This window comes from Falsiroseomonas sp. (genome assembly GCF_041690465.1).
GTDB lineage: Bacteria > Pseudomonadota > Alphaproteobacteria > Acetobacterales > Acetobacteraceae > Falsiroseomonas.
The window spans coordinates 37,929-63,085 of the sequence record NZ_JAWLHG010000014.1 but is presented as its reverse complement, the minus strand read 5'-3'; the positions used below and the strand labels follow the sequence as shown (position 1 = coordinate 63,085).

23 protein-coding genes are annotated in these 25,157 nt (G+C 70.9%); 6 read left to right on the top strand and 17 right to left on the bottom strand.

Annotation, left to right across the window (positions count from 1 at the left end):
* Window positions 1-16 precede the first annotated feature (16 nt).
* A complete protein-coding gene (locus ACESM1_RS15375) occupies window positions 17-1,192 on the bottom strand; it encodes an acetyl-CoA C-acetyltransferase (RefSeq protein ID WP_372621461.1) in 1,176 nt (391 codons plus the stop codon).
* A 62-nt stretch (window positions 1,193-1,254) separates the two neighbouring features.
* Complete coding sequence (locus ACESM1_RS15370) at window positions 1,255-2,493, bottom strand: alpha/beta fold hydrolase (RefSeq protein ID WP_372621459.1); 1,239 nt, start codon at window positions 2,491-2,493, stop codon at window positions 1,255-1,257.
* 394 nt (window positions 2,494-2,887) lie between these two features.
* Between ACESM1_RS15370 and phaR the strand changes: the two genes are divergently transcribed.
* Window positions 2,888-3,508 carry a polyhydroxyalkanoate synthesis repressor PhaR gene (gene phaR / locus ACESM1_RS15365; protein WP_372621457.1) on the top strand — a complete coding sequence of 207 codons (621 nt, stop codon included), beginning with the start codon at window positions 2,888-2,890 and terminating at the stop codon, window positions 3,506-3,508.
* Window positions 3,509-3,521: 13 nt separating this feature from the next.
* On the opposite strand, the gene ACESM1_RS15360 is transcribed toward phaR, so the two are convergent.
* Together ACESM1_RS15360 and ACESM1_RS15355 are read right to left on the bottom strand one after the other, a co-directional pair.
* A complete protein-coding gene (locus tag ACESM1_RS15360) occupies window positions 3,522-3,959 on the bottom strand; it encodes a hypothetical protein (protein ID WP_372621455.1) in 438 nt (145 codons plus the stop codon).
* Window positions 3,956-4,705 carry a DUF2786 domain-containing protein gene (locus tag ACESM1_RS15355; RefSeq protein WP_372621454.1) on the bottom strand — a complete coding sequence of 250 codons (750 nt, stop codon included), beginning with the start codon at window positions 4,703-4,705 and terminating at the stop codon, window positions 3,956-3,958. The genes ACESM1_RS15360 and ACESM1_RS15355 overlap by 4 nt, the downstream gene beginning before the upstream one ends.
* Before the next feature lie 62 nt (window positions 4,706-4,767).
* Between ACESM1_RS15355 and ACESM1_RS15350 the strand changes: the two genes are divergently transcribed.
* Entirely contained in the window at window positions 4,768-5,961 is a 1,194-nt protein-coding gene (locus tag ACESM1_RS15350) for a 3-hydroxybenzoate 6-monooxygenase (RefSeq protein ID WP_372621453.1), read from the top strand.
* On the opposite strand, the gene ACESM1_RS15345 is transcribed toward ACESM1_RS15350, so the two are convergent.
* The 3 genes from ACESM1_RS15345 to ppsR are packed head-to-tail and all read right to left on the bottom strand — an operon-like array spanning window position 5,928 to window position 10,254.
* Window positions 5,928-6,662 (bottom strand): biliverdin-producing heme oxygenase, encoded by a 735-nt coding sequence (locus tag ACESM1_RS15345; protein ID WP_372621451.1) that lies wholly within the window; start codon window positions 6,660-6,662, stop codon window positions 5,928-5,930. The genes ACESM1_RS15350 and ACESM1_RS15345 overlap by 34 nt on opposite strands.
* On the bottom strand, window positions 6,662-8,890 hold the full coding sequence (locus ACESM1_RS15340) for a GAF domain-containing protein (protein WP_372621450.1): 2,229 nt from the start codon (window positions 8,888-8,890) through the stop codon (window positions 6,662-6,664). The genes ACESM1_RS15345 and ACESM1_RS15340 overlap by 1 nt, the downstream gene beginning before the upstream one ends.
* Window positions 8,887-10,254 (bottom strand): transcriptional regulator PpsR, encoded by a 1,368-nt coding sequence (gene ppsR / locus ACESM1_RS15335; protein ID WP_372621448.1) that lies wholly within the window; start codon window positions 10,252-10,254, stop codon window positions 8,887-8,889. The genes ACESM1_RS15340 and ppsR overlap by 4 nt, the downstream gene beginning before the upstream one ends.
* 276 nt (window positions 10,255-10,530) lie before the next feature.
* On the opposite strand from ppsR, the gene crtD (ACESM1_RS15330) reads away from it, so the two are divergent.
* Window positions 10,531-12,015: a 1-hydroxycarotenoid 3,4-desaturase CrtD gene (gene crtD / locus ACESM1_RS15330; protein ID WP_372621446.1), complete on the top strand. Its 1,485-nt coding sequence runs from the start codon at window positions 10,531-10,533 to the stop codon at window positions 12,013-12,015.
* Window positions 12,012-12,989, top strand: coding sequence for a carotenoid 1,2-hydratase (locus ACESM1_RS15325; RefSeq protein WP_372621445.1), 978 nt, complete (start codon window positions 12,012-12,014; stop codon window positions 12,987-12,989). The genes crtD (ACESM1_RS15330) and ACESM1_RS15325 overlap by 4 nt, the downstream gene beginning before the upstream one ends.
* On the opposite strand, the gene ACESM1_RS15320 is transcribed toward ACESM1_RS15325, so the two are convergent.
* Complete coding sequence (locus tag ACESM1_RS15320; RefSeq protein WP_372621443.1) at window positions 12,931-14,139, bottom strand: ATP-grasp domain-containing protein; 1,209 nt, start codon at window positions 14,137-14,139, stop codon at window positions 12,931-12,933. The genes ACESM1_RS15325 and ACESM1_RS15320 overlap by 59 nt on opposite strands.
* Window positions 14,140-14,146: 7 nt before the next feature.
* Window positions 14,147-15,568, bottom strand: coding sequence for a cytochrome P450 (locus ACESM1_RS15315; RefSeq protein WP_372621441.1), 1,422 nt, complete (start codon window positions 15,566-15,568; stop codon window positions 14,147-14,149).
* 113 nt (window positions 15,569-15,681) lie between these two features.
* Between ACESM1_RS15315 and ACESM1_RS15310 the strand changes: the two genes are divergently transcribed.
* Both ACESM1_RS15310 and crtD (ACESM1_RS15305) read left to right on the top strand, forming a co-directional pair.
* Window positions 15,682-16,425 carry a hypothetical protein gene (locus ACESM1_RS15310; RefSeq protein WP_372621440.1) on the top strand — a complete coding sequence of 248 codons (744 nt, stop codon included), beginning with the start codon at window positions 15,682-15,684 and terminating at the stop codon, window positions 16,423-16,425.
* Window positions 16,426-16,433: 8 nt separating this feature from the next.
* On the top strand, window positions 16,434-17,945 hold the full coding sequence (gene crtD, locus ACESM1_RS15305) for a 1-hydroxycarotenoid 3,4-desaturase CrtD (RefSeq protein WP_372621439.1): 1,512 nt from the start codon (window positions 16,434-16,436) through the stop codon (window positions 17,943-17,945).
* A gap of 3 nt (window positions 17,946-17,948) precedes the next feature.
* Here the strand turns inward: crtD (ACESM1_RS15305) and ACESM1_RS15300 are convergent, their stop codons facing one another.
* From ACESM1_RS15300 to bchZ, 8 genes are all read right to left on the bottom strand, one after another.
* A complete protein-coding gene (locus tag ACESM1_RS15300; protein ID WP_372621437.1) occupies window positions 17,949-19,457 on the bottom strand; it encodes a phytoene desaturase in 1,509 nt (502 codons plus the stop codon).
* A gap of 13 nt (window positions 19,458-19,470) precedes the next feature.
* Window positions 19,471-19,908, bottom strand: a complete 438-nt coding sequence (locus ACESM1_RS15295) for a YqaA family protein (RefSeq protein WP_372621435.1) — start codon at window positions 19,906-19,908, stop codon at window positions 19,471-19,473.
* 80 nt (window positions 19,909-19,988) lie between these two features.
* Window positions 19,989-21,128: a photosynthetic reaction center cytochrome PufC gene (gene pufC, locus ACESM1_RS15290; protein ID WP_372621433.1), complete on the bottom strand. Its 1,140-nt coding sequence runs from the start codon at window positions 21,126-21,128 to the stop codon at window positions 19,989-19,991.
* On the bottom strand, window positions 21,125-22,114 hold the full coding sequence (gene pufM / locus ACESM1_RS15285) for a photosynthetic reaction center subunit M (RefSeq protein ID WP_372621432.1): 990 nt from the start codon (window positions 22,112-22,114) through the stop codon (window positions 21,125-21,127). The genes pufC and pufM overlap by 4 nt, the downstream gene beginning before the upstream one ends.
* A 16-nt stretch (window positions 22,115-22,130) precedes the next feature.
* Complete coding sequence (gene pufL, locus ACESM1_RS15280) at window positions 22,131-22,958, bottom strand: photosynthetic reaction center subunit L (RefSeq protein WP_372621430.1); 828 nt, start codon at window positions 22,956-22,958, stop codon at window positions 22,131-22,133.
* A 225-nt stretch (window positions 22,959-23,183) separates the two neighbouring features.
* The gene (pufA, locus tag ACESM1_RS15275) at window positions 23,184-23,363 is read right to left on the bottom strand and encodes a light-harvesting antenna LH1, alpha subunit (RefSeq protein ID WP_372621428.1); all 180 of its coding nucleotides are present in this window, start codon (window positions 23,361-23,363) and stop codon (window positions 23,184-23,186) included.
* 24 nt (window positions 23,364-23,387) lie between these two features.
* A complete protein-coding gene (locus ACESM1_RS15270; protein ID WP_368414145.1) occupies window positions 23,388-23,567 on the bottom strand; it encodes a light-harvesting protein in 180 nt (59 codons plus the stop codon).
* A 153-nt stretch (window positions 23,568-23,720) separates the two neighbouring features.
* Window positions 23,721-25,157 carry a chlorophyllide a reductase subunit Z gene (bchZ, locus tag ACESM1_RS15265; protein ID WP_372621426.1) on the bottom strand — a complete coding sequence of 479 codons (1,437 nt, stop codon included), beginning with the start codon at window positions 25,155-25,157 and terminating at the stop codon, window positions 23,721-23,723.

Below are 25,157 nucleotides of genomic sequence, written 5' to 3'. Positions count from 1 at the left end.
GGAGGGAGACCTCAGGCTAGGTCCGCTCGACGCACATCGCGACGCCCATGCCGCCGCCGATGCACAGCGTGGCGAGGCCGCGCTTCGCGTTGCGGCGCTGCATCTCATACAGCAGCGTCGTCAGCACGCGCGCGCCGGAGGCGCCGATCGGATGACCGAGCGCGATGGCGCCGCCATTGACGTTCACCTTCGAGGGATCCCAGCCCAGGTCCTTGTTCACCGCGCAGGCCTGCGCCGCGAAGGCCTCGTTCGCCTCGATCAGGTCGAGCGTGTCGAGGCTCCAGCCCGCCTTCTGCAGTGCCTTGCGGCTGGCCGGGATCGGACCCGTGCCCATGATCGAGGGATCCACGCCGGCGGTCGCCCAGCTGACGATGCGCGCCAGCGGCGTGATGCCGCGCTTCGCGGCCTCGGCCGCGCTCATCACCACCGCCGCGGCGGCGCCGTCATTGATGCCGGAGGCATTGCCGGCGGTCACCGTGCCGTCCTTGGCGAAGGCCGGGCGCAGCTTGGCCAGGACCTCGTAGCTGGTCTCGGGCTTCGGGTATTCGTCGTTCTCCACCACGGTGTCGCCCTTGCGGCCCTTGACGGTGACGGGCGCGATCTCGTCCTTGAAACGGCCGGCATTCATCGCCTCGCCGGCCTTGCGCTGGCTCTCGGCGGCGAAGCGGTCCTGCTCGTCGCGGGTCAGCTGGTACTTCTGCGCCACGTTCTCGGCGGTGTTGCCCATGTGGTAGCCGTGGAAGGCATCCCACAGCCCGTCCTTGATCATGGTGTCCACCATGGCCAAGTCGCCCATCTTCTGGCCGGCGCGCAGGTTCGCGGCGTGCGGCGCCTGGGTCATGCTCTCCTGCCCGCCGGCGACCACGATGGCGGCGTCGCCGGTGGCGATCTGCTGGGCCGCCAAGGCAACCGCGCGCAGGCCGGAGCCGCAGAGCTGGTTGATACCGAAGGCCGTGCGCTCCACCGGGATGCCGGCGGCCACTGCGGCTTGGCGGGCCGGGTTCTGGCCGGCATTGGCGGTGAGGATCTGGCCGAGGATCACCTCGTCCACCTCCTCCGCCTTCACCCCCGCGCGCTCCATCGCCGCCCTGATGGCGATGGTGCCGAGCGCATGCGCCGGCAGAGAGGCGAAGGCGCCGTTGAACGACCCGACCGGGGTGCGCGCGGCGGAGGCGATGACGATCTCGGTCATGGGTTCTTCCCTTCCACGAGGAAAACTGGCGTTCCCGGCAGTCTGCTGCGGCGCAGCGGCGGCTACAACCCGCGAATCCAGGACAGCAGGGGTCGCCACAGCGCGGCCTCGGCGCCGCTGCCGGCCGCCATGCCGATATGGCCCGCCGCGGCCTCGTGCACCACCGCCCCAGGCGGCAGGCGGGCAGCCAGCGTGCGGGCGGAGGCGGGCGGCACGATCCGGTCGCGGTGCGGGATCGCGAGGAAGGTCGGCAGCCGCGCCGCCGCCGGGTCCACCACCGCGCCGGCGATCCGCCAGGCCAGGCGTGCCGGGGTGTTGGCGCCGTACCAGCCGCCCAGCGTCTCCCGCGCCACCGGGGCGGCCAGCGGCACGCCGTCGTTCAGCCAATCCTCCAGCGCCACGAACAGCGCGGCGCGCGGCGAGGCCTGGTCCAGCCGGGCGAAGGCGCGGAACTTCCGCGGGATGCCCCAGGGGTCGAGCCCGGCGAAGAGGGTCTGGATCACATCCACCGGCAGCGTGCCGGTGGCCTGCATCAGCGGCTCCAGCCCCGGCAACAGGGCGGCGGCGGCGCGGGCGCGCTCGGCCTCCTCGGCGGTGGCGTGGAAATCCCAGGGCGTGGCCAGCAGGCCGAGCGCCGCCACGCGGTCGGAACGGCGAAGCGCGGCAGCGAGCGCCAGCAGCCCGCCCATGCAGTAGCCGACCAGCACCGCCGGGCCGGGCAGCGCCATCAGCGCACGTTCGAGGCGCCCGGCGACATAGTCCGTCAGGGTGAATTGCCGCTCCGCTTCGCCCGGCCAGCCCCAGTCCAGCAGCAGCGGCCGCACCCCCTGCCCGGCCAGGAAACGCAGCAGCGAATTGCCCTCGGCCAGGTCGAGCACCTGGGCGCGGTTGACCAGCGACGGGACGAAGACGACCGGCGGCCCCTCGGCGCCCGGCAGCGCATAGTCCAGCAGGCGGGAGCTGCCCTCGACCCAGACCGCCGGCGGGTCGGGCAGACGGCGCTCATAGGGGTGGCGGCGATAGGCGGCGAGGCCGGCGAGCAGCGCCCGGTCCTCCCGCAGGAGGCGCTTCAGCACCGCGGCGCGGAACGCCTCAGGCGCGTGGCTTCCTTCGGCGAGGCGGGCGCGGATCCGGCGCAGCTCGGCCTGGCCCGGCTTCGAGATCGGCCAGGCGTCGCTCCAACTCGGCCAGCCGGGCGCCGAGGGCAGGGTCGCCGCCAGCGCCAGCCACCCCCGCCCCGCCCCCAGCATCAGGTGGAGCGGCAGCGGGCGCGGGCCGCGGCGGCGGAGCGGCGCCGTCATGTGGCGCGGGGCCGGCAGGCCGGGGCGGCGCCGCCCGGCCGAAGGGATGTGCGGCAGCGGCGCGCAGCCAGGCCGCGCCGAGCGCCGCCCAGGCCGCGGTCCCGGCCGCCCAGGTTTCGGCAGCCTCGCGGTCGGCTGCCAGCGCGGCGATCTCGCTCTGCCACAGCGTGATCCAGTCCTCGGCCAGGCGCTCGATCTCGGTTTCGTCCGGCGTGGGGCGGGGGCCGTCCATGGCTCACCACTACCCCGCGAGCGGCGGGGCGGAAACCGCCACGTCGGATCCACGGCGGCCGGGCGATCCGATACGCCGTCCGATAACTGGTGTTTCGCACCGCATCATGGAGCATGTTAACATCATTGCAGGCGGCGGGTCGGCCGCAAGGAAGGCGACAGCATGTCACAGGACACTATACATCCACCGGGCCATCCACCGGACGTCGCGACCGAGACGCCGGCCAGCCCGCCCGTCGTGGTGAAGAAATACGCGAACCGGCGTCTCTACAACACCGAATCTTCCTCCTACGTGACGCTCGATGATCTCGCCCAGATGGTCCGGCAGGGCCGGATGTTCGTGGTCTATGACGCGAAGTCGGGCGAGGACATCACCCGTTCCGTGCTCACCCAGATCATCGTCGAGGAGGAGGCGAAGGGGCGGAACCTGCTGCCGACCTCGTTCCTGCGGCAGATCATCGGTTTCTATGGCGACAGCATGCAGTCGCTGGTGCCGCGCTACCTGGAGACCGTGATGGGCGCCTTCTCCCGCCAGCAGGACCAGATGCGGCGCGCGGTGGAACAGACCATGGGCGGCTTCATGCCGTTCGGCGGGCTGGAGGAGGTGGGCAAGCAGAACATGGCGATGATGGAGCGTGCCATGACCCTGTTCGCGCCGTTCCGCGCCGGACAGGAGCCGCCCGAGCACGGCGGCGACGCCGCCCGCATCGCCGCGTTGCAGGCCGAGGTGGAACGGCTGAAGCGGCAGCTGGAAGCCGTGCAGGCGGGCAACAAGGGCGGCTGAGGCGCCCTGCCTGTCAGGCTCGTGGCGGAGCGGCCCCGCCGCTCCGGGTCCAGCCGATCCCCGCCGCCGTGAGTGTCGCCTCCAGCATCGCCCGGTCCAGCCGGGCGTGGCGGACCAGGAGGCGCAGGTAGGCGGCGACGAAATCCGGGCCGTGACCGGCGTGGTTTCCCTCCACATCGGCGGTCAGCGCATGAGCGATCTCGTGCAGCAGCACCCAGCTCGGCAGTTCGGCCGGCGCCTCGATTGCCAGGCGGGTGGCGCGGGCGACGGTCCGGCGGGCCTGCCTCGGCAGCGGGCGCACCCGCGGCGGCCAGCGCAAGCCCTCCTCGGCCCAGACATGATCCACCAGCGGCTGCAGCCGGGCGAAGGGCACCAGCGACCGGTCGCACGGGGCGACCACCGCATCCTCCCAGGCGTAGAGCCTGCTTGCATGCGGATCCCGGCGGCTCATTTCCTTGGCAGGCGCCCCGCGGCGGGGCCGGCGCCGACCGGGCGATCCAGCCCGACGCGCCCGCCGGCCTCTCGCCCCCGGCCATAGGCGCCCTTGTCGCGCACCACCGCGCTGCGGGTGACGGTGCGCAGCCGCACGCCGAGGGCCTTGAAGCCATCCTCGATCTTGCGCTGCTTGATCAGCACCAGCGCGGTGCCCGCGGAGCCGTTGCGCACCGCCTCCTCCTGCGCCGCCTGTTCGGTGGCGCGGCGATGGGTGCCGAGTTCCTCCAGCCGCGCGGCGATGCGATCGGCGAAGCCGATCCGGAAGCTGCGCAGCACCGATTGCGGCGCGGCGCGGCTGCGCAGGTAGTCGGCGCTGTTGCGGAAGCGCACCTCCTCGTAGCTCAGCGCGGTGGCGATGACCTGCATCAGATACTCGGCCATCTGCACATCCGGCTCCAGGCCGAAGATCACGTAGTCCGCCCGCCCCACCGTCCAGCCGCGGCACTCGGTGAAGCGCAGCAGCGCCGGGAACAGCCAGCCCATCGCCTGGCGGCGCGGATCGTCGAAGACCAGGGTGCGCTGGATGCAGGCTTCCTCGCGCAGCTCCACCTCGGACATGGAGAGGCCATAGATCTCCAGCAGTTCGCCCACCTTGGCGGCGGCGGCCATCGCCTCGGCCTCGGAGCAGCCGCGCTCCACGGTGCGCGCGGCCAGCGCCCGGATGCGCGCCTTCACCTTCGCAAGCTCGGTCTGCTGATCCATGGCCGCGCTCTAGCACGGCGGCGGCGATTGACAGGAGGGGGCGGTTGGCGATCCTCGGGCGAGTGAGCAGCACCCTTCCCATCCTGGTCGCCGGCGGCGGCATCGGCGGCCTGGCGACTGCGCTCGGACTGGCCCGCCAGGGCTTCCGCGTGCAGGTGCTGGAAAAGGCGGCGCAACTCGGCGAGGTCGGCGCGGGGATCCAGCTCGGGCCGAATGCATTCCACGCCTTCGACTGGCTCGGCGTCGGCGACACCGCGCGCGCCATGGCGATCCAGGTAGACCGGCTCAGGCTGATGGATGCGCTGAGCGCCGAGGAGATCTGCCACATCGACCTCGGCGCGGAGTTCCGCGCGCGCTTCCGCAATCCCTATGCGGTGATCCATCGCGGCGACCTGCACGGCGTCTTCCTCCGGGCCTGCCGCGAGCATCCGCTCGTCGCGCTGCGCACCAGCGCGGAGGTGGCGCGCTACGAACAGGACGGTCCAGGCGTCACCGCGATCCTGGCGGATGGCCAGGCGGTGCGCGGCGCGGCGCTCATCGGCGCGGACGGGCTATGGTCGAACGTGCGAAGGCAGCTGGTCGGCGACGGGCGCCCGCGTGTCTCCGGCCACACCACCTATCGCAGCGTGATCCCGACCGAGCGGATGCCGGAGGATCTTCGCTGGAACGCGGCAACGCTGTGGGCCGGGCCGAAATGCCACATCGTCCATTACCCGTTGCAGGGCTGGAAGACCTTCAACCTGGTCGTCACCTACCACAATGACGCGCCGGAGCCGGTGGCCGGCCAGCCCGCCGCCGTCGAGGAGGTGATGCGCGGCTTCGGGCACGTGCACCCCAAGGCGCAGCAGATCATCCGCCACGGCACGGAGTGGCGGCTCTGGGTGTTGTGCGACCGCGAGCCGGTGGAGACCTGGGTGGATGGCCGCGTCGCGCTGCTCGGCGATGCCGCGCATCCGATGCTGCAATACATGGCGCAGGGCGCCTGCATGGCGATGGAGGACGCGGTCTGCCTGGCGCATGAGCTGGCGGCGCGGCCGGGCGCGGTGGAGGCGGCGCTGGCCGCCTACAATGCGCGGCGGGTGCTGCGCACGGCGCGGGTGCAGCTGATGTCGCGGGCGGTCGGCGAGCATGTGTACCACCCGGCCGGCGCACATGCCGCGCTGCGGGACGCCATCATGCGGGCGAAGACGCAGGAGCAGTGGCGGGAGACGCTGGCCTGGCTCTACGGCGGGACAGCGCTGGACGCTGCGGCGTAGCGGGCCGTCGACAGGCTGCCACCGCCCCGGCCGGCCTCCGGCGTCGCGGCAGCGCCGCGCGCCCCCGCAACCGCGGGGGAGGCAGGGAAGGTGAACCATTCCTCGAAGGCGGCGAAGGTCGCGGTGGCGCCGCGGATCATGCCGGCGCGGCCCTCGGGCGCGGTGCCGCAGCGCTCGATCGCGGCACAGCAGGCGCGCCACATCTCGCCATGGCGGGCGCCATGGCCGAGCAGGAAACGGCGGCCCTCCGGCCCAGGCGGCAGGATCGCGTCCAGCGCGCGCGCCAGGTGCCGGCCGCCGAGTGTCGAGCCCTCCGCCACATAGAGGCCGCCCAGCGCCTCGGCCGCGCTGCCGAAGGGCGGCAGGGGAGCAAGCAGGGGCGCGGACGGCGCCTCCTCCGGTGCGGCGAGGAACGCAAGATCGGCAAGCAGCAGCGGCGTGCGCCGGCGCGCGGCCGTTTCGATCCCGAAGGCGGTCAGCGACGGAGCCTCCTCCAGCCGCGCCTCCAGCGCCGCATGGAAGCCAAGCTTGCGGCGCAGCAGCGCGGCGTAACCGGCCAATGTGATCCGGCCCTCGGCGAGCGCCTGGAAGGCCGGGATCGCATGCAGGCGGAGATGCGCCGCCTCGGTCGCGTCGCGTAACTCGTCCCGTGCGCTGTCGCGCAACTCGCCCCGAGCGCTGCCGGGCGCTTCCGCCGACATCACGCCCCGCCGTCGTCCCAGGGTTCGGGCTTCGGCGTGCCAAGCTGCCGGGCGAGCAGCTCCAGCATCTCCGTGGTACGCGCGACGGAGGCGCGCACGCTCTCGAGCATCGCCGGCATGCGGGAGAGCTCGACACCTTCGGCGATCTCCAGCGCCGCGAGCTGCGCATTCTCCACCAGCGAGGCGAGGATGCCCTGGAACACCAGGTCGGCATGGCGGTCCAGCCAGCCGGCGCGGGTGCGGTGGCTCTCGGCGATCACGTCCTGGAAACGCCGGCGCGCGGCGTCGGCGGCCTTGCGCTCGGCCAGGTCGTTGAACAGGAAGACGAAGCCAAGCACGCGGTCAGGCGAGGAGAAGACCGGGTCGGCACGCACCAGCATCGGGCGGCCGGCATTCTCGTCATCGGCAAGGCGCACCTCGCCGCTCCAGGATTGGCGGTTGTCCAGCAATTCGTGCAGGCGGCGGCGGATCTCGGCCGGATTGGCGAAGAACGCGGCCAGCTCCTCCATGCGGCGCGGGCGGGCGCCGCGTATCGCCGGCAGCAGCCGGTCGAAGGCCTCGTTCACCAGCGCGATCCCGCCGCGCGGGTCGCAGATCACCACCGGCTGCTCCGAGGCGGCGACCTGCCGGCGCACCTGTGCCAGCTGGTCCTCGGCGATCAGCATGCGGACGGAGCGGAACTGGATCACCACGTCGCTGACCGAATCGCCGATCAGCCGCGCGGTGGCGAGGTCCTTCGGCGACCAGAGTTCGGAACAGCCCTCGACCACCTGGTGCCACTTGGCGAAGGAGCTGCGCGGCGTCAGGACGCGCATCTCGCCCCGCACCTCCATCGGCTTGTTCGGGTCGCCCCCCCAGACCACCGTGCGCGGCTGCTCGGGGCGGAACCACACCAGGTATTCGCCCGGCGTGGCGGAGATCGGCGCCGCCAGCACGCCGGCCGCAACGGGCGTGATGGCGGCCAGCGAGGGCACCTCGGCGCGGAGCGAATGGGTGGCGAACAGCCCGCGGCCCGGGCGGCTGTCGAGCCAGGCGGCAAGCTCGCGCAGCGCGACGGTGCCGGGCACCTCGCCAAGGATCTGGATGCCGCCCTCGAAGAACAGCGCGGCGCCGGTGGCGCCCAGCGGCTGCAGCAGCGTGGCGGGGCTGTCCACCAGCGCGGCGCGCCAGTCGCCCTCGCGCGAGATCGCCTCGACCAGCCGCTGTTCCAGCCGGCGGACGGAGAGTTCGGCCTGCGCCTGGGTGAAGGATTCCAGCGCGGCGATGCGGGTGCCGAGCGCCTCGGCCAGCAGGTCGCAGGCGGCGCGCACCGCGACCGGCACGCGGCGCGGGGTCTCGTGGTGGCACGCGACCAGGCCCCAGAGCCGGCCGCCGACCATGATCGAGCAGACCAGCGTGCCGTGGACGCCCATGTTCTTGAGGTACTGCACATGCATCGGCGAGACGCTGCGCAGCACGCAATGGGACATGTCGAGCTCGGCGCCGGTCAGCGGGTTCAGCCGCGGCTCCAGCGGCACCGGCTCGTAGAAGGCATCGGCCACCACCCGCAGCCGGTTGCGCTCGTAGAGACGGCGGGCGACGTGCGGGATGTCGGAATCCGGGTAGCGGTTGCCGAGATAGGGTTCGAGGTCGCTGCGCCGTTGCTCGGCGAAGACCTCGCCATGGCCTTCCTCGGCGAAGCGGTAAACCATCACGCGGTCATGGCCGGTGATGTCGCGGAACACCCGCGTCGCTTCCTCGCAGAGCGGGCGCAGCGCATAGCAGGAGAGGAAGGATTGCAGCGCCACCTCGACCCGGCGGGAGATGTCGGGCTGGTCCTGCGCCGGCTCCAGCTCCACCACCAGGCCACCGCCGGGCGGGCGGTGCAGCAGCGCATCGAACGCCGCCTCCGCCGTGCCGGCTTGCAGCCGCACCGCGGCTGGCAGCCCATCGAGCGGCTCCAGCGTGCGCGGCAGGATGGAGGAGCCGATGTTGCCGCCGAGGTCGCGCAGCTTGCGCCCGAGAACGCTCGGCAGGCCAAGCAGCGCGCCGGCATTGGCGCTGGCCTGCACGACCACATGGTCGGGCTCGCGCACCACCAGCAATGCGCCATGCGGCTGGATCGAGCTGGGCAGGTGGATCCGCTCGCGCTCGCAGTTGAGGAGGTCGGCCTCGCCGAAGGCCGGCGCCCCTGGGACCTGCGATCCTGGGCCCTGCGATGCGGCGGAAGCGGGCCGCGCCTCGCTCATCCGGCGAGATCCTCCTCGGGGTGGCGTTCGCCCTCGCGCATCTCCTGCATGCCGTAGCGTTCGAGCTTCGCGTAGAGGCTCTGCCGGCTCAGCCCGAGTGCATCGGCCGCCGCGGTGCGGTTGCCGCCGGCCTGGCGCAGCGCCTGCTCGATGCAGGCTCGCTCCACCACGGCGGCGGTGTTGCGCACCAGGACCGGCAGCGGCAGCCGTCCCATCTCCTTCAGAACCTCGCCGATCGCGGTGCGCAGTTCGCCGGTGCCGTCATCATTGGCCCCGCGGCGGCCGATGTGGCGAATCAGCAGGCCCATCGCCAGCGGGCCGCCGGCGCTGCTCGCCACGCCGGAGATCTCGACCTCCGCCTCGGTGCCGAGAATGCCGGTCAGCGTGGCGGGAAACAGCCGGACCTCGCCATGATCGCGCAGCGTGCGCAGCAGCATCGCGGCATCCCTGCCGGGCGTGGCGAGCCAGCGGTCGAGCGTCTCGCCCATCACCACGCCTTCGGTCGCGCATTGCACCAGGTCGAGGAAGGCGCGGTTGGCACGGCGGACGCGGCCGTCGGCGTCGGTCACGACGAAGGCGTCCGGCATCGCCTCCAGCAGTTCGTCGGTGCGCGGCGGGGCGGCGCGCGGCAGGCCACGGCCCGGCTCCGGCGTGGCGGGGGCGAGCTGGATCAGGAAGACCGGCTCCGGCTCCCGCGCCATCAGCGAGACGCGGATCAGCCAGGAGGTGCCGGCGGCGCCGAGATGCGTCAGCACGCCCGGGGTGCGGCCATGCTCGCGGGCGCGGGCCAGCAGTTCGCGGAAATTGTCACGGTCGCGCGGCGCGACCTCCTGCACGAAGTCCCAGCCGGGCGCGAGGCCGAGTTCGCGAATCGCCGCGGGATTGGCCTCGATCACCCGCAGGTCGGCGGCGGAGATGATCAGCACCGCCTCGGAGGAGGCGTCGAACAGCAGGCGGGAGCGCGTCTCGATCTCGCGCAGCTTCCAGTAGTCCTGCTCGCGCGCCTGCTGCGCGGCGACCAGGCGGGTCTGCAGTTCCTGCACCGCCAGCAGGCTCTTGCCGACCGCGATCAGACCGGCCTGCCCGCCGAGACGGACGGTGGTGTATTCGATCGGCACCTCGATGCCGGAGGGGAAGCGCTGGGTGACCTGGAGGAAGGCGGAGACGCCCCGGTCACGCGCATCCTCGACCATGCGGCGCACCTGGTCGCCGGCCATCTCGCCGACGGTGTCGGTCCAGCGCCGGCCGACCCAACCCTCCAGCCCTTCCTTCGCGATGGAGGCGGAGACGGAGGCGTCGCGTATGACGCCATCCCAGTCCAGGACCAGGGTCACATCGGGCTGGCTGATCGCAACGCGCGTCATGCAGGTCGTCCCGGATCATCCCGTCCAGCGGGGCAGGAGCGCAGCGCCGCGACCCCACCGGATGGGCAGATTGTTCGGTCTTCTTGCTGGCCATGTGGAGGCATGGCGCGGTGGCGTCAATATCCGATGACGCCGATTGGAAGAAGACCGTAACTTCGTGTCCGAAACAAGGCCAGCGCCCTGTATGGAAAGGGTAAATACCGTGAGGCGCCGGAATACGCCGGGGCAGTGTCAGGGTTGCTTGACAGGGGCGCCCCGCCCGCCTTCGATGCGCGCATGGCGGCGCGGACCCAGCCAGTGGTGGTGATCGGCGCCGGGATGGGCGGCCTCGTCGCGGCGGCGCTGCTCGCGGCGCGGGGCCGCGAGGTGATGGTGCTCGAACGCGCGGTCCGACCCGGCGGCAAGATCCGCGAGGTGACGGTGGATGGCGTGGCGGTCGGCGCCGGGCCGGCGCTGCTCACCCTGCGCCCGGTCTTCGAGGAGATCTTCGCCGCCGCCGGGGCCGACCTGGCCGACCATCTGCAACTGCGGCCGCAGGCGCTGCTCGGCCGGCATGCCTGGGCCGACGGCGCGCGGTTCGACCTGCCGGTGGCGGCGGCGGCGGCGGCGGAGGCGATCGGCCAGTTCGCGGGCGCCGAGGCGGCCCGCGGCTATCGTGCCTTCCGTGAGCGCGCCAGGCGCATCCATGACGCGCTGGAAGGCCCTTTCCTGCGCGCCCAGCGGCCCGGCGCGCTGACGCTGGCGGCACAGGCCGGGATGCGAGGGCTGCTCGGCGCCTCGCCCTTTGCGACGCTCTGGGACGCGCTCGGCGAGCATTTCCCGCAGCCGCGGCTGCGCCAGGTGTTTGCGCGCGTGGCCACCTATGTCGGCTCCTCGCCGCTGCAGGCGCCGGCGACGCTGATGCTGGTGGCGCATGTCGAATTGCAGGGGCTCTGGGCGGTCGAGGGCGGGATGCTGCGCCTGGCCGAGGCGCTGGAGGCGCTGGCCCGCGCGCGCGGCGCCGGCTTCCGCTATGGCGCGGAGGTGCGCGAGATCTTGGTTTCTGGCGGCCGCGCTTCCGCCGTGCGGCTGGCGGATGGGGAGACGCTGGCCGCCGGCGCGGTGGTGCTGAACGGCGAGGCCGCCGGTCTGGCCGCCGGGCGCTTCGGCGGCGCGGCGTCGGGCGCGGTGGAGCGCCTGCCGCCCGAACGCCGCTCCTTCTCCGCGGTGACCTGGGCGCTGCACGCGGCGACCGAGGGCACCGCGCCGGCGGCGCAGACCGTGGTGCATGCCGACGACCCGACCGCCGAATACGCCGAGATCGGCTATCGCGCCCGGCTGCCGACCACGCCGACCGTGACGCTGTGGGCGCATGATCGGATGGACGGCGCGCCGCCGCCTGGCGGGCCGGAGCGGCTGCTGGCGATGGTCAACGCGCCGGCCCGCGCCGACCTTCGCCCGCTGCCCGAGGAGGCGATCGCACGTTGCGGCAAGGTGGCCTTCGAGCAGCTGCGCCGCGCCGGCTTCGTCGTGCACCGCAACCCGGCGGCGGAGGTGGTGACCACGCCTGCCGAGTTCGACCGGCTCTTCCCCGGCGCGGGCGGCGCGCTGTACGGGCCGGCGGTGCATGGCTGGCAATCGGCCTTCAGCCGGCCAGGAGCAAGGACCAGGCTGCCCGGCCTCTATCTGGCAGGCGGCAGCGCGCATCCGGGTGCCGGGGTGGCGATGGCCGCCATGTCCGGGCGGCTGGCGGCAGCAAGGGTGATCGAGGATCGCGGATGAGCATCGCCACTTCGGAACAGCGCCCGGCAGCGGCGGCGACGCGAAGCTGGGCCTTCGACCAGGCGGTGCCGCGCCGCGGCTATTGCTGGTGGTACCTGGATGCGCTCTCGGATGACGGGAAGCACGGCATCACCATCATCGCCTTCATCGGCACGGTCTTCTCGCCCTGGTATGCGCTGGCCCGCCTGGGCGAAGGCGGCACCGGCGGCGATCCGCACGACCATTGCTGCATGAACGTGGTGCTCTACGGCGCGCCCTCACGCTGGGCGATGACCGACCGGCGCCGCCACGCGCTGCGGCGCGACGCCGATTCGCTGGCGATCGGGCCGAGCGGGCTGGAGTGGGACGGCACCACGCTGACCGTGCGCATCGAGGAGATGACGGCGCCGATCCCATCGCGCCTGCGCGGCGTGGTCCGGCTGCATCCGACCGCGCTGTCCACTCGCCGCATGACGCTCGATTCGCATGGGCGGCACGAATGGCAGCCGATCGCGCCGCGCTCGCGCGTGGAGGTGGAGCTGGAAAGCCCGGCACTGCGCTGGTCGGGGGCGGCCTATTTCGACACCAATGCCGGCGCCGCGCCGCTGGAACAGGACTTTCGCCAGTGGGACTGGTGCCGGGCGATGCTCCCCGACGCGACCGCCATCCTCTACAATGCGCGACGGCGCGACGGCAGCCGCGTCTCGCTGGCGCTGAAGGCGACCGACGACGGCGCGCTGACCGATTTCACGCCGCCACCCGAAGTGGAGTTGCCGCGCACGCTGTGGCGGCTGCAGCGCCCGACCCGCGCGGAAGGCCCGGCGCGGGTGGTGCGCACGCTGACCGACGCGCCCTTCTACTCGCGCTCGGAGATCCACACGCGGCTGCTCGGCCAGGACGCGCCGGCCGTGCATGAGAGCCTGTCGCTCGACCGGTTCAGATCGCCGCTGATGTACGCGATGTTGCCGTTCCGGGTTCCACGTCCGCTGCGGTGACCGGGACGGGCGGCGCTTCGCCCTCGAACCATCCGATATCGAGTGTCGCCACCTCGCCGAAGGGCACGCGCTTGCGGGCGGCTTCGCGCAGGATCGGCCAGGCGGTCCAGGGCATGGTCAGCAGCGGCAAGGGATCGCGTGCGCGCCAGCACACGTCCCGCGTGGTGAGAAGGTTGCGCAGGTTGCGGCCCAAGGCAGGGTCGCGGCGGAGCAGCGAGAGCTGCGTCTCGGTCAGGCAGGACCAGAACTGCTGCAGCCGCGTCTGCGGACGGAAGCGCAGCGGTGGCGCGCGCGCAGGCTCGGCGATCGCCGGCGCCAGATCCGCGGGTTCGAAGAAATGCAGGCCGCTGGTGGTGCGCGGGTTGCACTCGATGCCGAACACGCCGCCGAAGGCGTCCACCCGCAGGTCGAAGGAGATGAAGCCCGACCAGCCGAGCGCGGCCACGGCGCGGGTGATCCAATCCTCGACCGCCGGATGCGTCACCCGCTCGAAGCAGACCGCGACCGAGCCGGCGAATTGCACGCCGCGATAGACGACGGTGCCGAGCACCTGACCGGCATGGGCGAGCGTGCAGCTGCTGAACTCCTCGCCAGGGACGAAGCGCTGCACGATGGCGGGTGCCGCGGGGTCGGCCGCCGGCAGCGCCTCCCTTTCCGCCAGCACGCGCACGCCGCGGCCGGAGCAGGAATGCACCGGCTTCACCACCACGCGCCCCGCTGCGCCGAGCGCCGCCGCCTCTGCGCTGCCGAGCGGGTGGGTTTCCGGCACGCCGACGCCGATGCGCCGGCACAGCGCGACGAAGCCGCCCTTGTGATGCAGCGCGAGCACGAGCTGCGGGTCCATCGTCAGCACCCGCACGCCTGGAAGCAACGGCGGCAGGAAGGCGACATGCATCGCCTCCTCCGACACCGGGACGACGAGTTCCGCGCCTTCCTGCCGCGCCGCATCGGCAAGCGCTTCGAGATAGGCGCGCTTGCCGGCGGCGGGCGGCGGCACCTGGATGCTGCGCGCGACCGCGCTGGAGGCGCCGCAGAGATGCCGGGCATGGGGCTCCGCCACCACCACGCGCCAACCGGCGCGTGCGAAGCTGCGGCAGATGTCGAGTGCCTTGGGCAGCCGCCCAAGCGTGATCAGGACGGTGCGCGTCATCGGCGCCTCAGGCCAGGGTCAGCGTGCAAGCGACCTGTTCGACGGGGCGCGTCGTAAGCCGCGCCGCGGGGCGGATGCGCTCGGGCGCGGCGAGATGCCAGTCGTAGCGCCGGAACAGGCGGGCGATCAGCAGCGTCGCCTCGATGGTGGCGAAGGCGGCGCCGGCGCAGATGCGCGGGCCGATGCCGAAGGGGATGTAGGCGCCGGAGGTGATCTCCGCTTCGCGCTCCGGCAGGAAACGGTCGGGATCGAATCGGTTGGGATCCTTCCAGTAGAGCCGGTGCCGATGCAGCACCCAGGGCGCGACCATCACCAGCGCGCCCTTCTTGAGACGGTAGCCGTCGAGCGACGTGGCCTCGTTCGCGATGCGCGGCAGGAAGGTGATGGGCGGGTAGAGGCGCAGCGTCTCGCGGAAGATGTTGCGCGTGAGTGTCAGGCGCTTGATGTGGTGGAACTCGATCGGGCCGCCGCCGGTGACCTCCTCCACCTCCGCGCGCAGCCGCGCGACGAGCGCGGGCTGGGTCGCCAGGATCGCGAAGGCCCAGGTCAGCGCGCTGGCGGAGGTCTCGTGGCCGGCCAGGAACAGCACGCCAAGCTGGTCGATCAGCTCCTCCCGCGTGAAGGCCTTGCCGCCGAGATCGTCGCGGGCATCGATCACCTGCTGCGCGATATCGTCGAAGCTGGCGCCGGCGGCCAGGTGCGTGTCCAGCAGCTCGCCGAGATGCCGGCGGATGATGCGGCAGGCCTCCAGCACAGGCGCCTTCTGCGGCGCGCGGGTCCAGGCCTTGTCCCAGATCAGCCGGCGGATCTCCACCTGCGCGACGCTGCGCTCGAATTCGGTGAAGGCGTCGAAGACGTCATGCGCGGTCTTGGTCTGCAGCGTGGTGGTGAAGACGGTGCGGCAGATGATGTCCGCGGTGAGATGGCTCATCGCCAGGTCGAGCGAGAAGACTTCGCCGGCGCCAGCGCGCCGGTCGTATTCGGCTTCGGCCTGCGCGACGCCGGCCTGCATCGCGGGGAAGGCGCGGTTCACCCGCATCATGGAGAGCGCGGGGTCGATCATCTCCCGCTGGCGCTTCCAGGTGGCGCCGGAGGAGACGAAGATGCTGTCCCCGATCAGCGGCTCCAGCGCATGCACCATGAGGTCGGATTTCGGGAAGATGCCCTCGGGGTCCGACAGCACGTGGCGCACCATCGCCGGCTCGTTCACCACCACAATCGAGCGGCGCGAATAGCCGAGCGGGCCGATCTTCATGTGATAGGCTTCGATCGGCAGCAGCGAGAGCAGGTCGCCGTCGCCACGCAGCATCGCACGCACCAGCGAAGGCAGGGCGGGCCAGGGCGGCGTGAAGGGCGGCACGAAAGGAGCCCAGCCGGCGGCTCCGGCACTGCGGGCCGGGGCGTCCTCGATCATCGGCGCGTCGGTCATGCCGTCCTCACGGCCCCGCCATGTCGCGCGGGCCTTACATTGCAGTGGATTCGGCGACTTTACACCCCGCTGTGTCAAGTGGCATTGTCACTACTGCCCACAGGGATTCAGCGATGGAGCTGCTGGTTTTCCATACCCTGGTCGTCGCCCACATCATCACGGGCGCAACCGGCGCGCTCGCTTTCTGGGTGCCGGTGATCGGCCGCAAGGGCGGCGTCAACCACCGCAAATGGGGCCAGGTCTTCACCGTCGCGCTGCTCTGCACCGGCAGCTTCGCCCTCGCGCTCAGCCTGCTGTCGCTCTACGACCCGATGGGCACGCATCCGCAGCTCGTCGGCCGTTTCGACGAGGTCTTCGTGCGCGGCTTCTTCGGTCACCTGATGCTCTGCGCGGCGACCTTGACCATCAATCTCACCTGGTACGGCTGGCTGCTGGTGCGCCACCGCGGCCGGCAGGAGCTGAACCGTACCCGGGCGATGTATGCGTGGCAGTGGATCACCATCGGCACCGCGATCAACTGCGCCGCGCAGGGCTGGATGATGGGCGAGAAGCTGCTGATCGGGCTGGCGGTGGTCGGCGTCGCGACGGGGCTGACCAACCTGCACTTCCTGGCGAAGGACAAGCCGACGCGCGAGGACTGGCTGAAGGAGCATGTGAAGGCGCTCGTCGGCGCCGGCATCTCGGTCTACACGGCCTTCATGGCCTTCGGTTCGGTGCGCGTGTTCCCGGAGCTGGCGCTGAACCCCGTGATGTGGGCGATCCCGCTGACCGTGGGCCTCGTCATCATCATCTGGCATCGGCTGGCGATCGAGCGCGCGGCACGGCAGCGGCGCGGCACCGTCGCGCAGGCGGCCTGAGCGCAGGCATGCGCCGCGACCGCGTGGTGGTGGTGGGCGCCGGCATGGGCGGGCTGGCTGCGGCCGCCGACCTTGCCCGCTGCGGCGCGGAGGTCACGGTGCTGGAGCGCGCCGCACAGGCCGGTGGCAAGATGCGCCAGCTGCGCGGCATCGATGCCGGGCCGACCGTGTTCACCATGCGCTGGATCTTCGAGGGGCTGTTCGCCGATGCGGGCGAGCGCATCGAGGACGCGGTTCAGCTGGTGCCCGCCGACATCCTGGCCCGGCATGCCTGGCGCGCCGGCGGGCGGCTCGACCTGTTCGCCGACATGGCGCGTTCCGCCGAGGCGATCGGCGCGTTCGCGGGCCCCGAGGCAGCGCGCGGCTACCGTGATTTCTGCGTCCGCAGCGCGGATATCCACCGCACGCTGGTCGGCCCCTTCATCGCCGCCGAGCGCCCCTCGCCGCTCGCGCTGGTGCGGCGCGTCGGCTGGGGGCGGCTGGATGCGTTGTGGCGCACCACGCCGTGGCGGACGATGTGGGGTGCCTTGGGCAGCCACTTCCGCGACCCACGGCTGCGCCAGCTGTTCGGGCGCTACGCCACCTATTGCGGCTGCTCGCCCTTCCTCGCGCCCGCGACCCTGATGCTGGTGGCGCATGTCGAACAGGACGGCGTGTGGCTGGTGAAGGGCGGGATGCTGCGCGTGGCGCAGGCGCTGCAGGCACTGGCGGAACGCCAGGGTGCTGGCTTCCGCTTCGGCGCGCATGTCGCCGAGGTGCTGGTGGAGAATGGCCGTGCCTGCGGCGTGCGCCTCGCGGATGGCGAGCGGATCGCGGCAGATGCCGTAGTGTTCAACGGCGACGCCGCGGCCTTGGCGCGCGAGATGCTCGGCGCGGCGGTGCGCAGCGCGGTGCCGGACACGCCGGATGCGGCGCGCTCGCTCTCCGCCATCACCTGGTGCGCAAGTGTGCAGACGCGCGGCTTCCCGCTGACGCATCACAACGTCTTCTTTGCCGAGGACTACGCGGAGGAGTTCGACGCCATCTTTCGCCGGCGCGCCATCTGCGCCGCGCCGACCGTCTATGTCTGCGCCCAGGATCGCGGTAGCGGCGAAGTGGCAGAGGGCACGGCGGAGCGGCTGCTGCTGCTGATCAACGCGCCCCCCGACGGCGACCGGCGCGACTTCGTCCCCGACCTGCCCGACCTTGCGCAGCGCACGCTGGCGCTGCTGCGCGCCTGCGGCCTGGAGCTCGGCCTGCCGGAGGACGCCACCGAACCGACCACGCCGACCGGCTTCGACGCGCTGTTCCCGGCATCCGGCGGCGCGCTCTATGGCCGTGCGAGCCATGGCGCCACCGGAACCTTCGCGCGCGCCGGCGGCGTCACGCGGCTGCCCGGCCTCTACTGCGCCGGCGGCTCTGTCCATCCCGGGCCGGGCATCCCGATGGCGGCGATGTCCGGCCGGCTGGCCGCAACGCGGGTGCTGGAGGATCTGGCCGGCGGGGTGCGGCGGACGATCGCGCTGCCGGCGCCGGCGTGACGATCAGCGGCGATACAGCGCGCCCTGTGGCACCAGCTGGTCGAGGATGCGCGCCGAACTGATCACGCCCGGAACACCCGCGCCGGGATGCGTGCCGGCGCCGACGAGATAGAGGCCCTCGACCTCCTCGCTCCTGTTGTGCGGCCTGAACCAGGCGCTCTGGAAGAGCTGCGGCTCCAGCGAGAAGGCAGCGCCGTGCACCGAGAGCAGCCGGTCGCGGAAATCCTGCGGCGTGATCATGCGGGAGGTGACGATCGCCTCTCCGAGCCCGGGCATGACGGTCTCCTCCAGTCGCTTCTGGATGGCGGCGCGATAGGGCTCGGCGCGCTCGGACCAGTCCACGCCACTCGCCAGGTGCGGCACCGGCGAGAGCACGTAGAAGGCATCGCAGCCCGGTGGCGCCAGCGACGGATCGGTCATGGTCGGCCGATGCAGGTAGAGCGAGAAATCATCCGACAGATGCTTGCGCGTGAAAATGTCGTTCAGCAGGCCCTCATAGCGCGGGCCGAGCACCATGGTGTGGTGATAGACATCCTCGAAGCGGCGATCGGTGCCGAAATACCAGACGAAAAGGCTCATCGAGTAGCTCGCGCGCGCCACCTTGCGGTCAGTCCAGCGCCGCCGCGGATGGCGCGCCAGCAGCTTCGAATAGGTCCAGCCCGCATCGGCGTTGGACACCACGATATCGGCGGCGATCCGCTCGCCATTGGCCAGCCGCACGCCGGCGGCGCGGCCGTTCTCGACGACGATCTCCTCGACCTCGGCATTGCAGTGCACGCGGCCGCCGAGATCCTCGACAAGGCCGACGAGGCCCTTCACCAGCGCCCCCATCCCGCCCATCGCGTAATGCACGCCGTGCATCCGTTCGAGATGCGCGATCAGGCAGTAGTAGGCGGTGGTGGTCATCGGGTTGCCGCCGATCAGCAGCGGATGGAAGCTGAAGGCAATGCGGAGCTTCGGATTCCGGAAGTAGTCACCGACCTTGCCGAACACCGTGCGGTAGCCCTGCAGACGGATCATTGCCGGCGCGGCGCGCAGCAGCGCGCCGATGCTGTGGAAGGGCTTGTCGGCCAGCTCGCCGAAGGCAACACGGTAGATCGCCTCGCTGTCGCGCATGAATCGCTCGAAGCCGGGCAGGTCATCCGGCGCGATGCGCGCGACCTCGGCGCGGGTCTGCTCCGGATCGGCGCTGCACGACATCACCGTGCCGTCGTCGAAGCGGATGCGGTAGAAGGGATCCATCGCGCGCAGCTCGACATCGTCTGCCATACGGCGGCCGCACAGCGTCCACAGCTCTTCGAGCAGGTAGGGCGCGGTGATGATCGTGGGCCCAGCGTCGAAGGTGAAGCCATCCTGGCGGAACACATAGGCGCGGCCACCCGGCGCATCGAGCTTCTCGACGATCGTCACGCGCCAGCCGCGTGCGCCCAGCCGCACGGCTGCGGCAAGACCGCCGAAGCCGGCGCCGATCACGACGGCATGGGGACGCGGGTCGCTCATGAAATCGAGCATGACACTCCCCTGATCAGGTCAGGCCGAGCGTGGCAAGCGCCAGCACGACGTATCGGCCGGTCTTGGCAACCGCGACGAGCAGGAGAAAGATCCAGAACGGCTCGCGCAGCACGCCGGCGATCACGGTCAGCGGATCGCCGATGAACGGCGCCCAGCTCAGCAGCAGCGACCACTTGCCCCACCGGTGGTACCACCCCTCGGCCTTCGCGAGCGATGCAGCCGAGACCGGGAACCAGCGCCGATCGCGAAACCGCTCCACCGCGCGCCCCAGGACGTAGTTGACGCAGGAGCCGAGGGTGTTGCCGAGGCTCGCCACCAGCACCAAGGCCCAGGGCGGCTGCTCGCCGAGCAGAAGCAACGCAACAAGCGCCGGCTCCGATTGCATCGGCAGCACGGAGGCGGCGCCGAGCGCCAGGGCGAAGAGCCCGGCAAGGGCAGCGAGCGATGACATGGCAGGCCGCCGGATGTGCCGCGGCCGGCAGCCCCGTGCAAGGGACCGCCGGCCGCGCGCGCCTCGTCATCCGGGACGCCTCAGTTCCGCGTCGCGCCATTCACCGGCATTGCCTCGCTGGTGCGCAGCGGTGCCCGGCTGACCATGTTCAGCTCCGGATGCTCCCGCAGCATCGGCGCACCGAGCAGCGGCCGGTTCACCCCCTGGTGGCAGGTGGCGCAGTTCACCTTCAGCGGGTCGCCGTTCGGGCCGACGCGGAGTGGGTTCGGATTCTCCGGATGGCCGAGTCGGTTCGCCTGGAACACCGGCGTGAGCGGCGTGATGTAGTCGGTGTTGATCGCCCGGGCCATGCGGATGCCATGCCAGGCGGTCAGACGTTGCGGCGGGCTCTGCTCCCAGCTGCCGAAGGCACGGCTGTTGTGGCAGAAGGTGCAGTTCACGCCGAGCCCCTGCGACATGTGGATCATCAATGCGTATGTCCACTCGCTGATCCGCACGTCGTCCTGGTTCTGGCCAGGATGCCAGGTTGTGCTGAGGTTGCGGATGTCCTGATCGTTCAGCAGGAAGGGCGTGAACGGATCGAAGGGCAGAGAGGAATAGTTGATCTGCGGCGTTGCCAGGTTCTGGCCGAGCGCGTGCGGCCCGACGAGGCCGGCCCGGTTCGGCGCGTTGTTCGCCCACACATTCGCGGGCACCGCCTGCCCGCGGTGGCAGGTGTAGCAGGTGACGCCGGTCTGGGCGACGTGGTTGCTCCAGTCGGCGTTGATCGTGCGCGTCATCTGCAGCATCCGCCGCGTGACACCCTTGGTATACACCTCGTCGGAGGCAAGGTTCTCCGGGTTGTGGCAGTAGTTGCAGCCATTGCCGGCCTCGCGCACCGCTGCCGGCACCACCCATTCGGTCATGGACTGCATGAGACGCAGGAACTGGGCATTGGAAAGGTCGCCCAGCACCTGCACGTTCTCATAGACTGCGGAGGCCTTGTCAGCGTCGTCGGTGGGCGGGTCCGCCGCTGGCAGCGCCTCCGGCACCTGGTTCCGCGCGACGATCAGCCGGGCCGTGCGCGGGTTCTGCAGTTGCTCCATCGCGACACCGCGATAGCCCACCTGCGCGGTGCGGACCGGCGGACGCTCGAAGGTGAAGATGACGATCAGCAGCACCAGCAGGCCCGCGAGTGCGATCAGGGCCTGCGCCGTCCAGCTGAGTTTGAGAGGCCTCATCGTGGCGCTCCTTGCACCAGGGCGGGATCGGCGATCGGCGCCCAGAGTTGCGGGTAGGCGGGCGCGAAGTTGCGCTCGACGGCCCAGAGGTACCAGTTGTCCACCACCGTGCCGGTGAGCAGGATGCCGATGCCGCCGGTGAGTGGGCAAAGCACCGCGAACCACCACGCCCAGCGATGGATGCTCTCGAAGCTGGCGTTGAAGCCCATGCACCAGCGCCAGAACAGCGCGCCGCGCTCGGCCGCCGTGCCGCGATCCGCGATCAGCTCCAGCTCGCGCTCGCCGCCGTAGCGGCCGAGTGCGAGGATCGTGGCGCCATGCATCGCGAACAGCAGCGTGGAACCATAGAGGAACACGATCGAGAGCGCGTGGAATGGGTTGTAGAAGAGGTTCCCGTAGCGGATCGAGAAGGCCGCGGTCCAGTCGAGATGCGGGAAGATGCCGAAGGGCACCGCCTCGCTCCAGCTGCCCATGGCGAGCGGCCGGAAGAAGCCGAGCACCAGATAGAGCCAGATCGCCGCGGCGAACGCCCAGGCGACATGCGTGCCCATGCCGAGCTGGATCGCACGGCGATAGGTACGCGCCCACCAAAGCAGGATCGAGATGGTCAGGAAGAACCCGGTCCAGATCCACCAGCCGCCGTCGCGCAGCGGCGGGATCTGCAGCCCGTAATGTGCCGGCGGTGGCTCCAGCGCCAGCCAGAAGAGCTGGCGGACGAACTGGAAGATGTCCCACTGCACCGAGGCCAGCATGTTCAGCCCGATGATCAGGAAGGCGAGCGTTCCGAAGAAGATCGAGGTTACGCCGAGCAGGCCGAGATAGATCGGCCCCACCTGCGCGTCGCCGAGGCGGCCGAACAGGTGCACGAAGCGCGATCCACCCTCGCGCGCGGCATCGCCAGGTGGCAGCGCCACGCCGGGATAGGTCTCCGGCGGGCGGACCTGGATCCGCGTGAAGATGTTCTGGTAGGTGACGAAGGCAGTCATTCTCTCCCCCTTCGGCCTACTGCGGCCAGATCGGCAGGTTGAGCCACCAGCCCCACCATTCGGGCCAGCCGCGGGTCCAGAACGGTCCGCTGATCACGATGCACACCGCGCTCCAGAACCCGGCCGACAGCGCGACGAACAGGCCGAGCCTGTGGATGCCGAGCGTGCCGATCGAGTAGCCGATGAGATCGCGGAAGTAGGTATTCTCATGCTCGGCGGTCTTCATCACCTCGCCCTTGGGCGGGTTCGCGGCCGAGAGCACCAGGCCACCATGCAGCCCGAGCGCGAGCACCGTGGTGAAGAAGAACGTCACCGCAATCATGTGCGCCGGGTTGTAATGGAAGTGCAGGTGCTGGTAGCCGACGTTCGACACCCAATCGAGGTGGCTCCAGATGCCGTACGGGAAGCCGTGGCCCCACGCACCCATCAACAGCGGCCGGATCACCACGAGGGTGATGTAGGCAAAGACCGCGACGCTGTAGGCGACGGGGATGTGATACCCTATCCCAAGCTTCCGCGAGATTTCTGCCTGCCGCAGGATCCAGGAGACGAAGGCACCGATCGCACAGACGGTGATCCATTGCCACAGCCCGCCTTCGCGCATCGGCGCGAGGCGCAGGCCGTAGGCGAGGTCCGGCGGCGGAATATTGATGAGCCACGGATTGAACGTGCCCTGCATCGCCGCGCCCATCAGGATCAACGCGGTGCCGATGAAGGTGAAGAACGCCGTCGTGACCCCGAAGAACCCGACCCAGAAGGGCCCGATCCAGAAGTCGAACAGGTCGCCGCCCACCAGCGTCCCGCCGCGGACCCGGTATTTCTGTTCATAGGTCAGCATTGCCATGGATTGAGGCTCCCATCCTGGCCAGGCAACGACCTGCCTGTCCTCCTCGTCGTCCCCGACAGCGGGCGAGGCCCGCTGTGCCGCAGCAGGCCCGCATCGTGGCGATGCAAGGGCCGTACTGCGGGTTCACATCGTCCTCGCCCCCTGTCGCGGAGCGACATTCCGCACCGCTTTCGCGGAGCGACATCCCGCGCCGCTTTCACGGCACGGCATCGGCGACTGTCGCTACCTTCCGACGGGCTGGCCCGGCGTGAAGGTCGGCGACGTCGCACACCACCCGAGGTGATCGCAGTAGCGCGGCGAGCTGAGCACCGCGAAGTGGATCACCGCCGCAACGGCAATGACTGCGACCATCGCCAGGAACAGCGAGCGCCGCGGGTCAACCACCATCCAGATCTTGTGCATGGACTTGCTCTCCTTCCGGGTTGCTTAGAAGAAGCGCCAGTCCGGCGGGACCACGGAGTTTCCGTAGACCAGCGGACGCCACAGCCAGACAAGGATGTGGGCACCCATCGAAGCGAAGACGGAGAAAGCCCACCCCTGGATCAACAGGCGGTGGATCTCCCGCGCTTCGCCCTCAGTCAGGCCGGTTCGCGAACCTTCGGCCATCCATCGAGCCTCCTATTGGCCTTTCGGCCGTTACCGCGCAGGTCCCGCGCGGCCGGGTTGCCAGGCGGCGAACCGCCATGGCGGACCCACGCCTCGTCCACGCCCGGCAGCAGCCGGACTTCGGAGAGACGCGGGATCGCTGGGGAACCGTGGTCATGCGACGCTCTCCGCGAGCGTTCGTGAGACACGGTCCGCTGTAACGCGCTGCTCCCCAGCAGTGCGTGCTGCCTTTTCCACCTGCTCGCGCAGGCGTTTCGCTGCGGAGATCCGGAGCAGGAATGGCTCCGCTTCCACGCGTGCATCGAGGGCGGCCACCGCCTCCTCGTCCCAGGGCTCCGGCGTGCGCGCCGGCGTCGCCTCGACGCGGTCGAGGTCGGTGCCGAGCGGCAGGATGTGGAACAGCGCGTCGAACAGCGCGTTGCAGTATTCCTGCACCACATAGGTCGCGCCGGCGTAGCCCATGAAGGGCGTGCCGGTGGCGCGGCGGATGATCGCGCCCGGGAAGCTCGCCGGGATGTACATCGCGCGGCTCTTCAGTTCGGCGGCGTACATCCGCTCGTTGTAGCTGCCGAAGAGCACCAGCGGCGGCGACTTCTTCATCGCCTCGCGTACCGCGGCGTTGTCCGGCTTCTCGCCGGCCTTGCGGGCGAAGGCGAAGGCGCAGGGCACGCCCATCTCCTCGCCGAGGAAGCGCTGCAGGCCGAGCGTGTAGGTATCTGTCGCCACCACGGCGAAGGAAGCACTCGCGAAGAAGTCCTGCGTGACGCTGCGCCAGAGATCCCAGAGCGGCTTGATGGTGGTGTGCTTCTCGCGCTCGATGAAGGGCTCCGGATCCAGCCCCGTCAGCTCGCCGAGCTTGCGCAGGAAGTTGGTCGTCGCAAACAGCCCCATCGGCGCGCGCAGCCAGGGGCGCTCCAGCTCCTCGCAAAGCTTGCGGCCGAACTCGCGATACATGCAGATGTTGACGTCGGCATCGGGCAGCCTGGCGATGTCATCCACATGGCTGCCGAGCGGAAAAACCAGGTTCACCTCGCAGCCGATGCCCTCCACGAGCCGGCGTACTTCCGCGAGGTCGGAGGGCATGTTGAAGGTGCCGTAGATCGGCCCGATGATGTTGACCCGCGGCGTCGGCCCGAGCTTCGGGTTCCGCGCGCGCATCTTGCGGCCGCGCGCGCCGAACTCGGTCCACAGCCACATGATGGCGCGGTCCGCGGCCTGCCACTGGTCCTCGTCGATGGTGCGGCAGATGAAGCGCTGCAGGTTGCTGCCCTGCGGCGTCACGCCGCCGCCGATCATCTCCGCGATGGAGCCGGTGACGACCACCGCCGGCAGGTCGGGATCCTGCGTCGCGGCGGCGCGCTTGAGGTTCGGCTCTGTGCCGTTCTGGCTGAGGCTGTCCTCGTCGAGCCCCGTCACGACGACCGGCAGCTCGTGCGGCGGCAGCGCATCGGTGTAGTGCAGCACGGCGGTGACGGGCAGGTTCTCGCAGCCGACAGGCCCGTCGATCACCACGCGCAGGCCACGCACTGCCGAGAAGGCATAGATCGCCCCCCAATAGCCGCCGGCCCGGTCATGATCGAGCACCAGCAT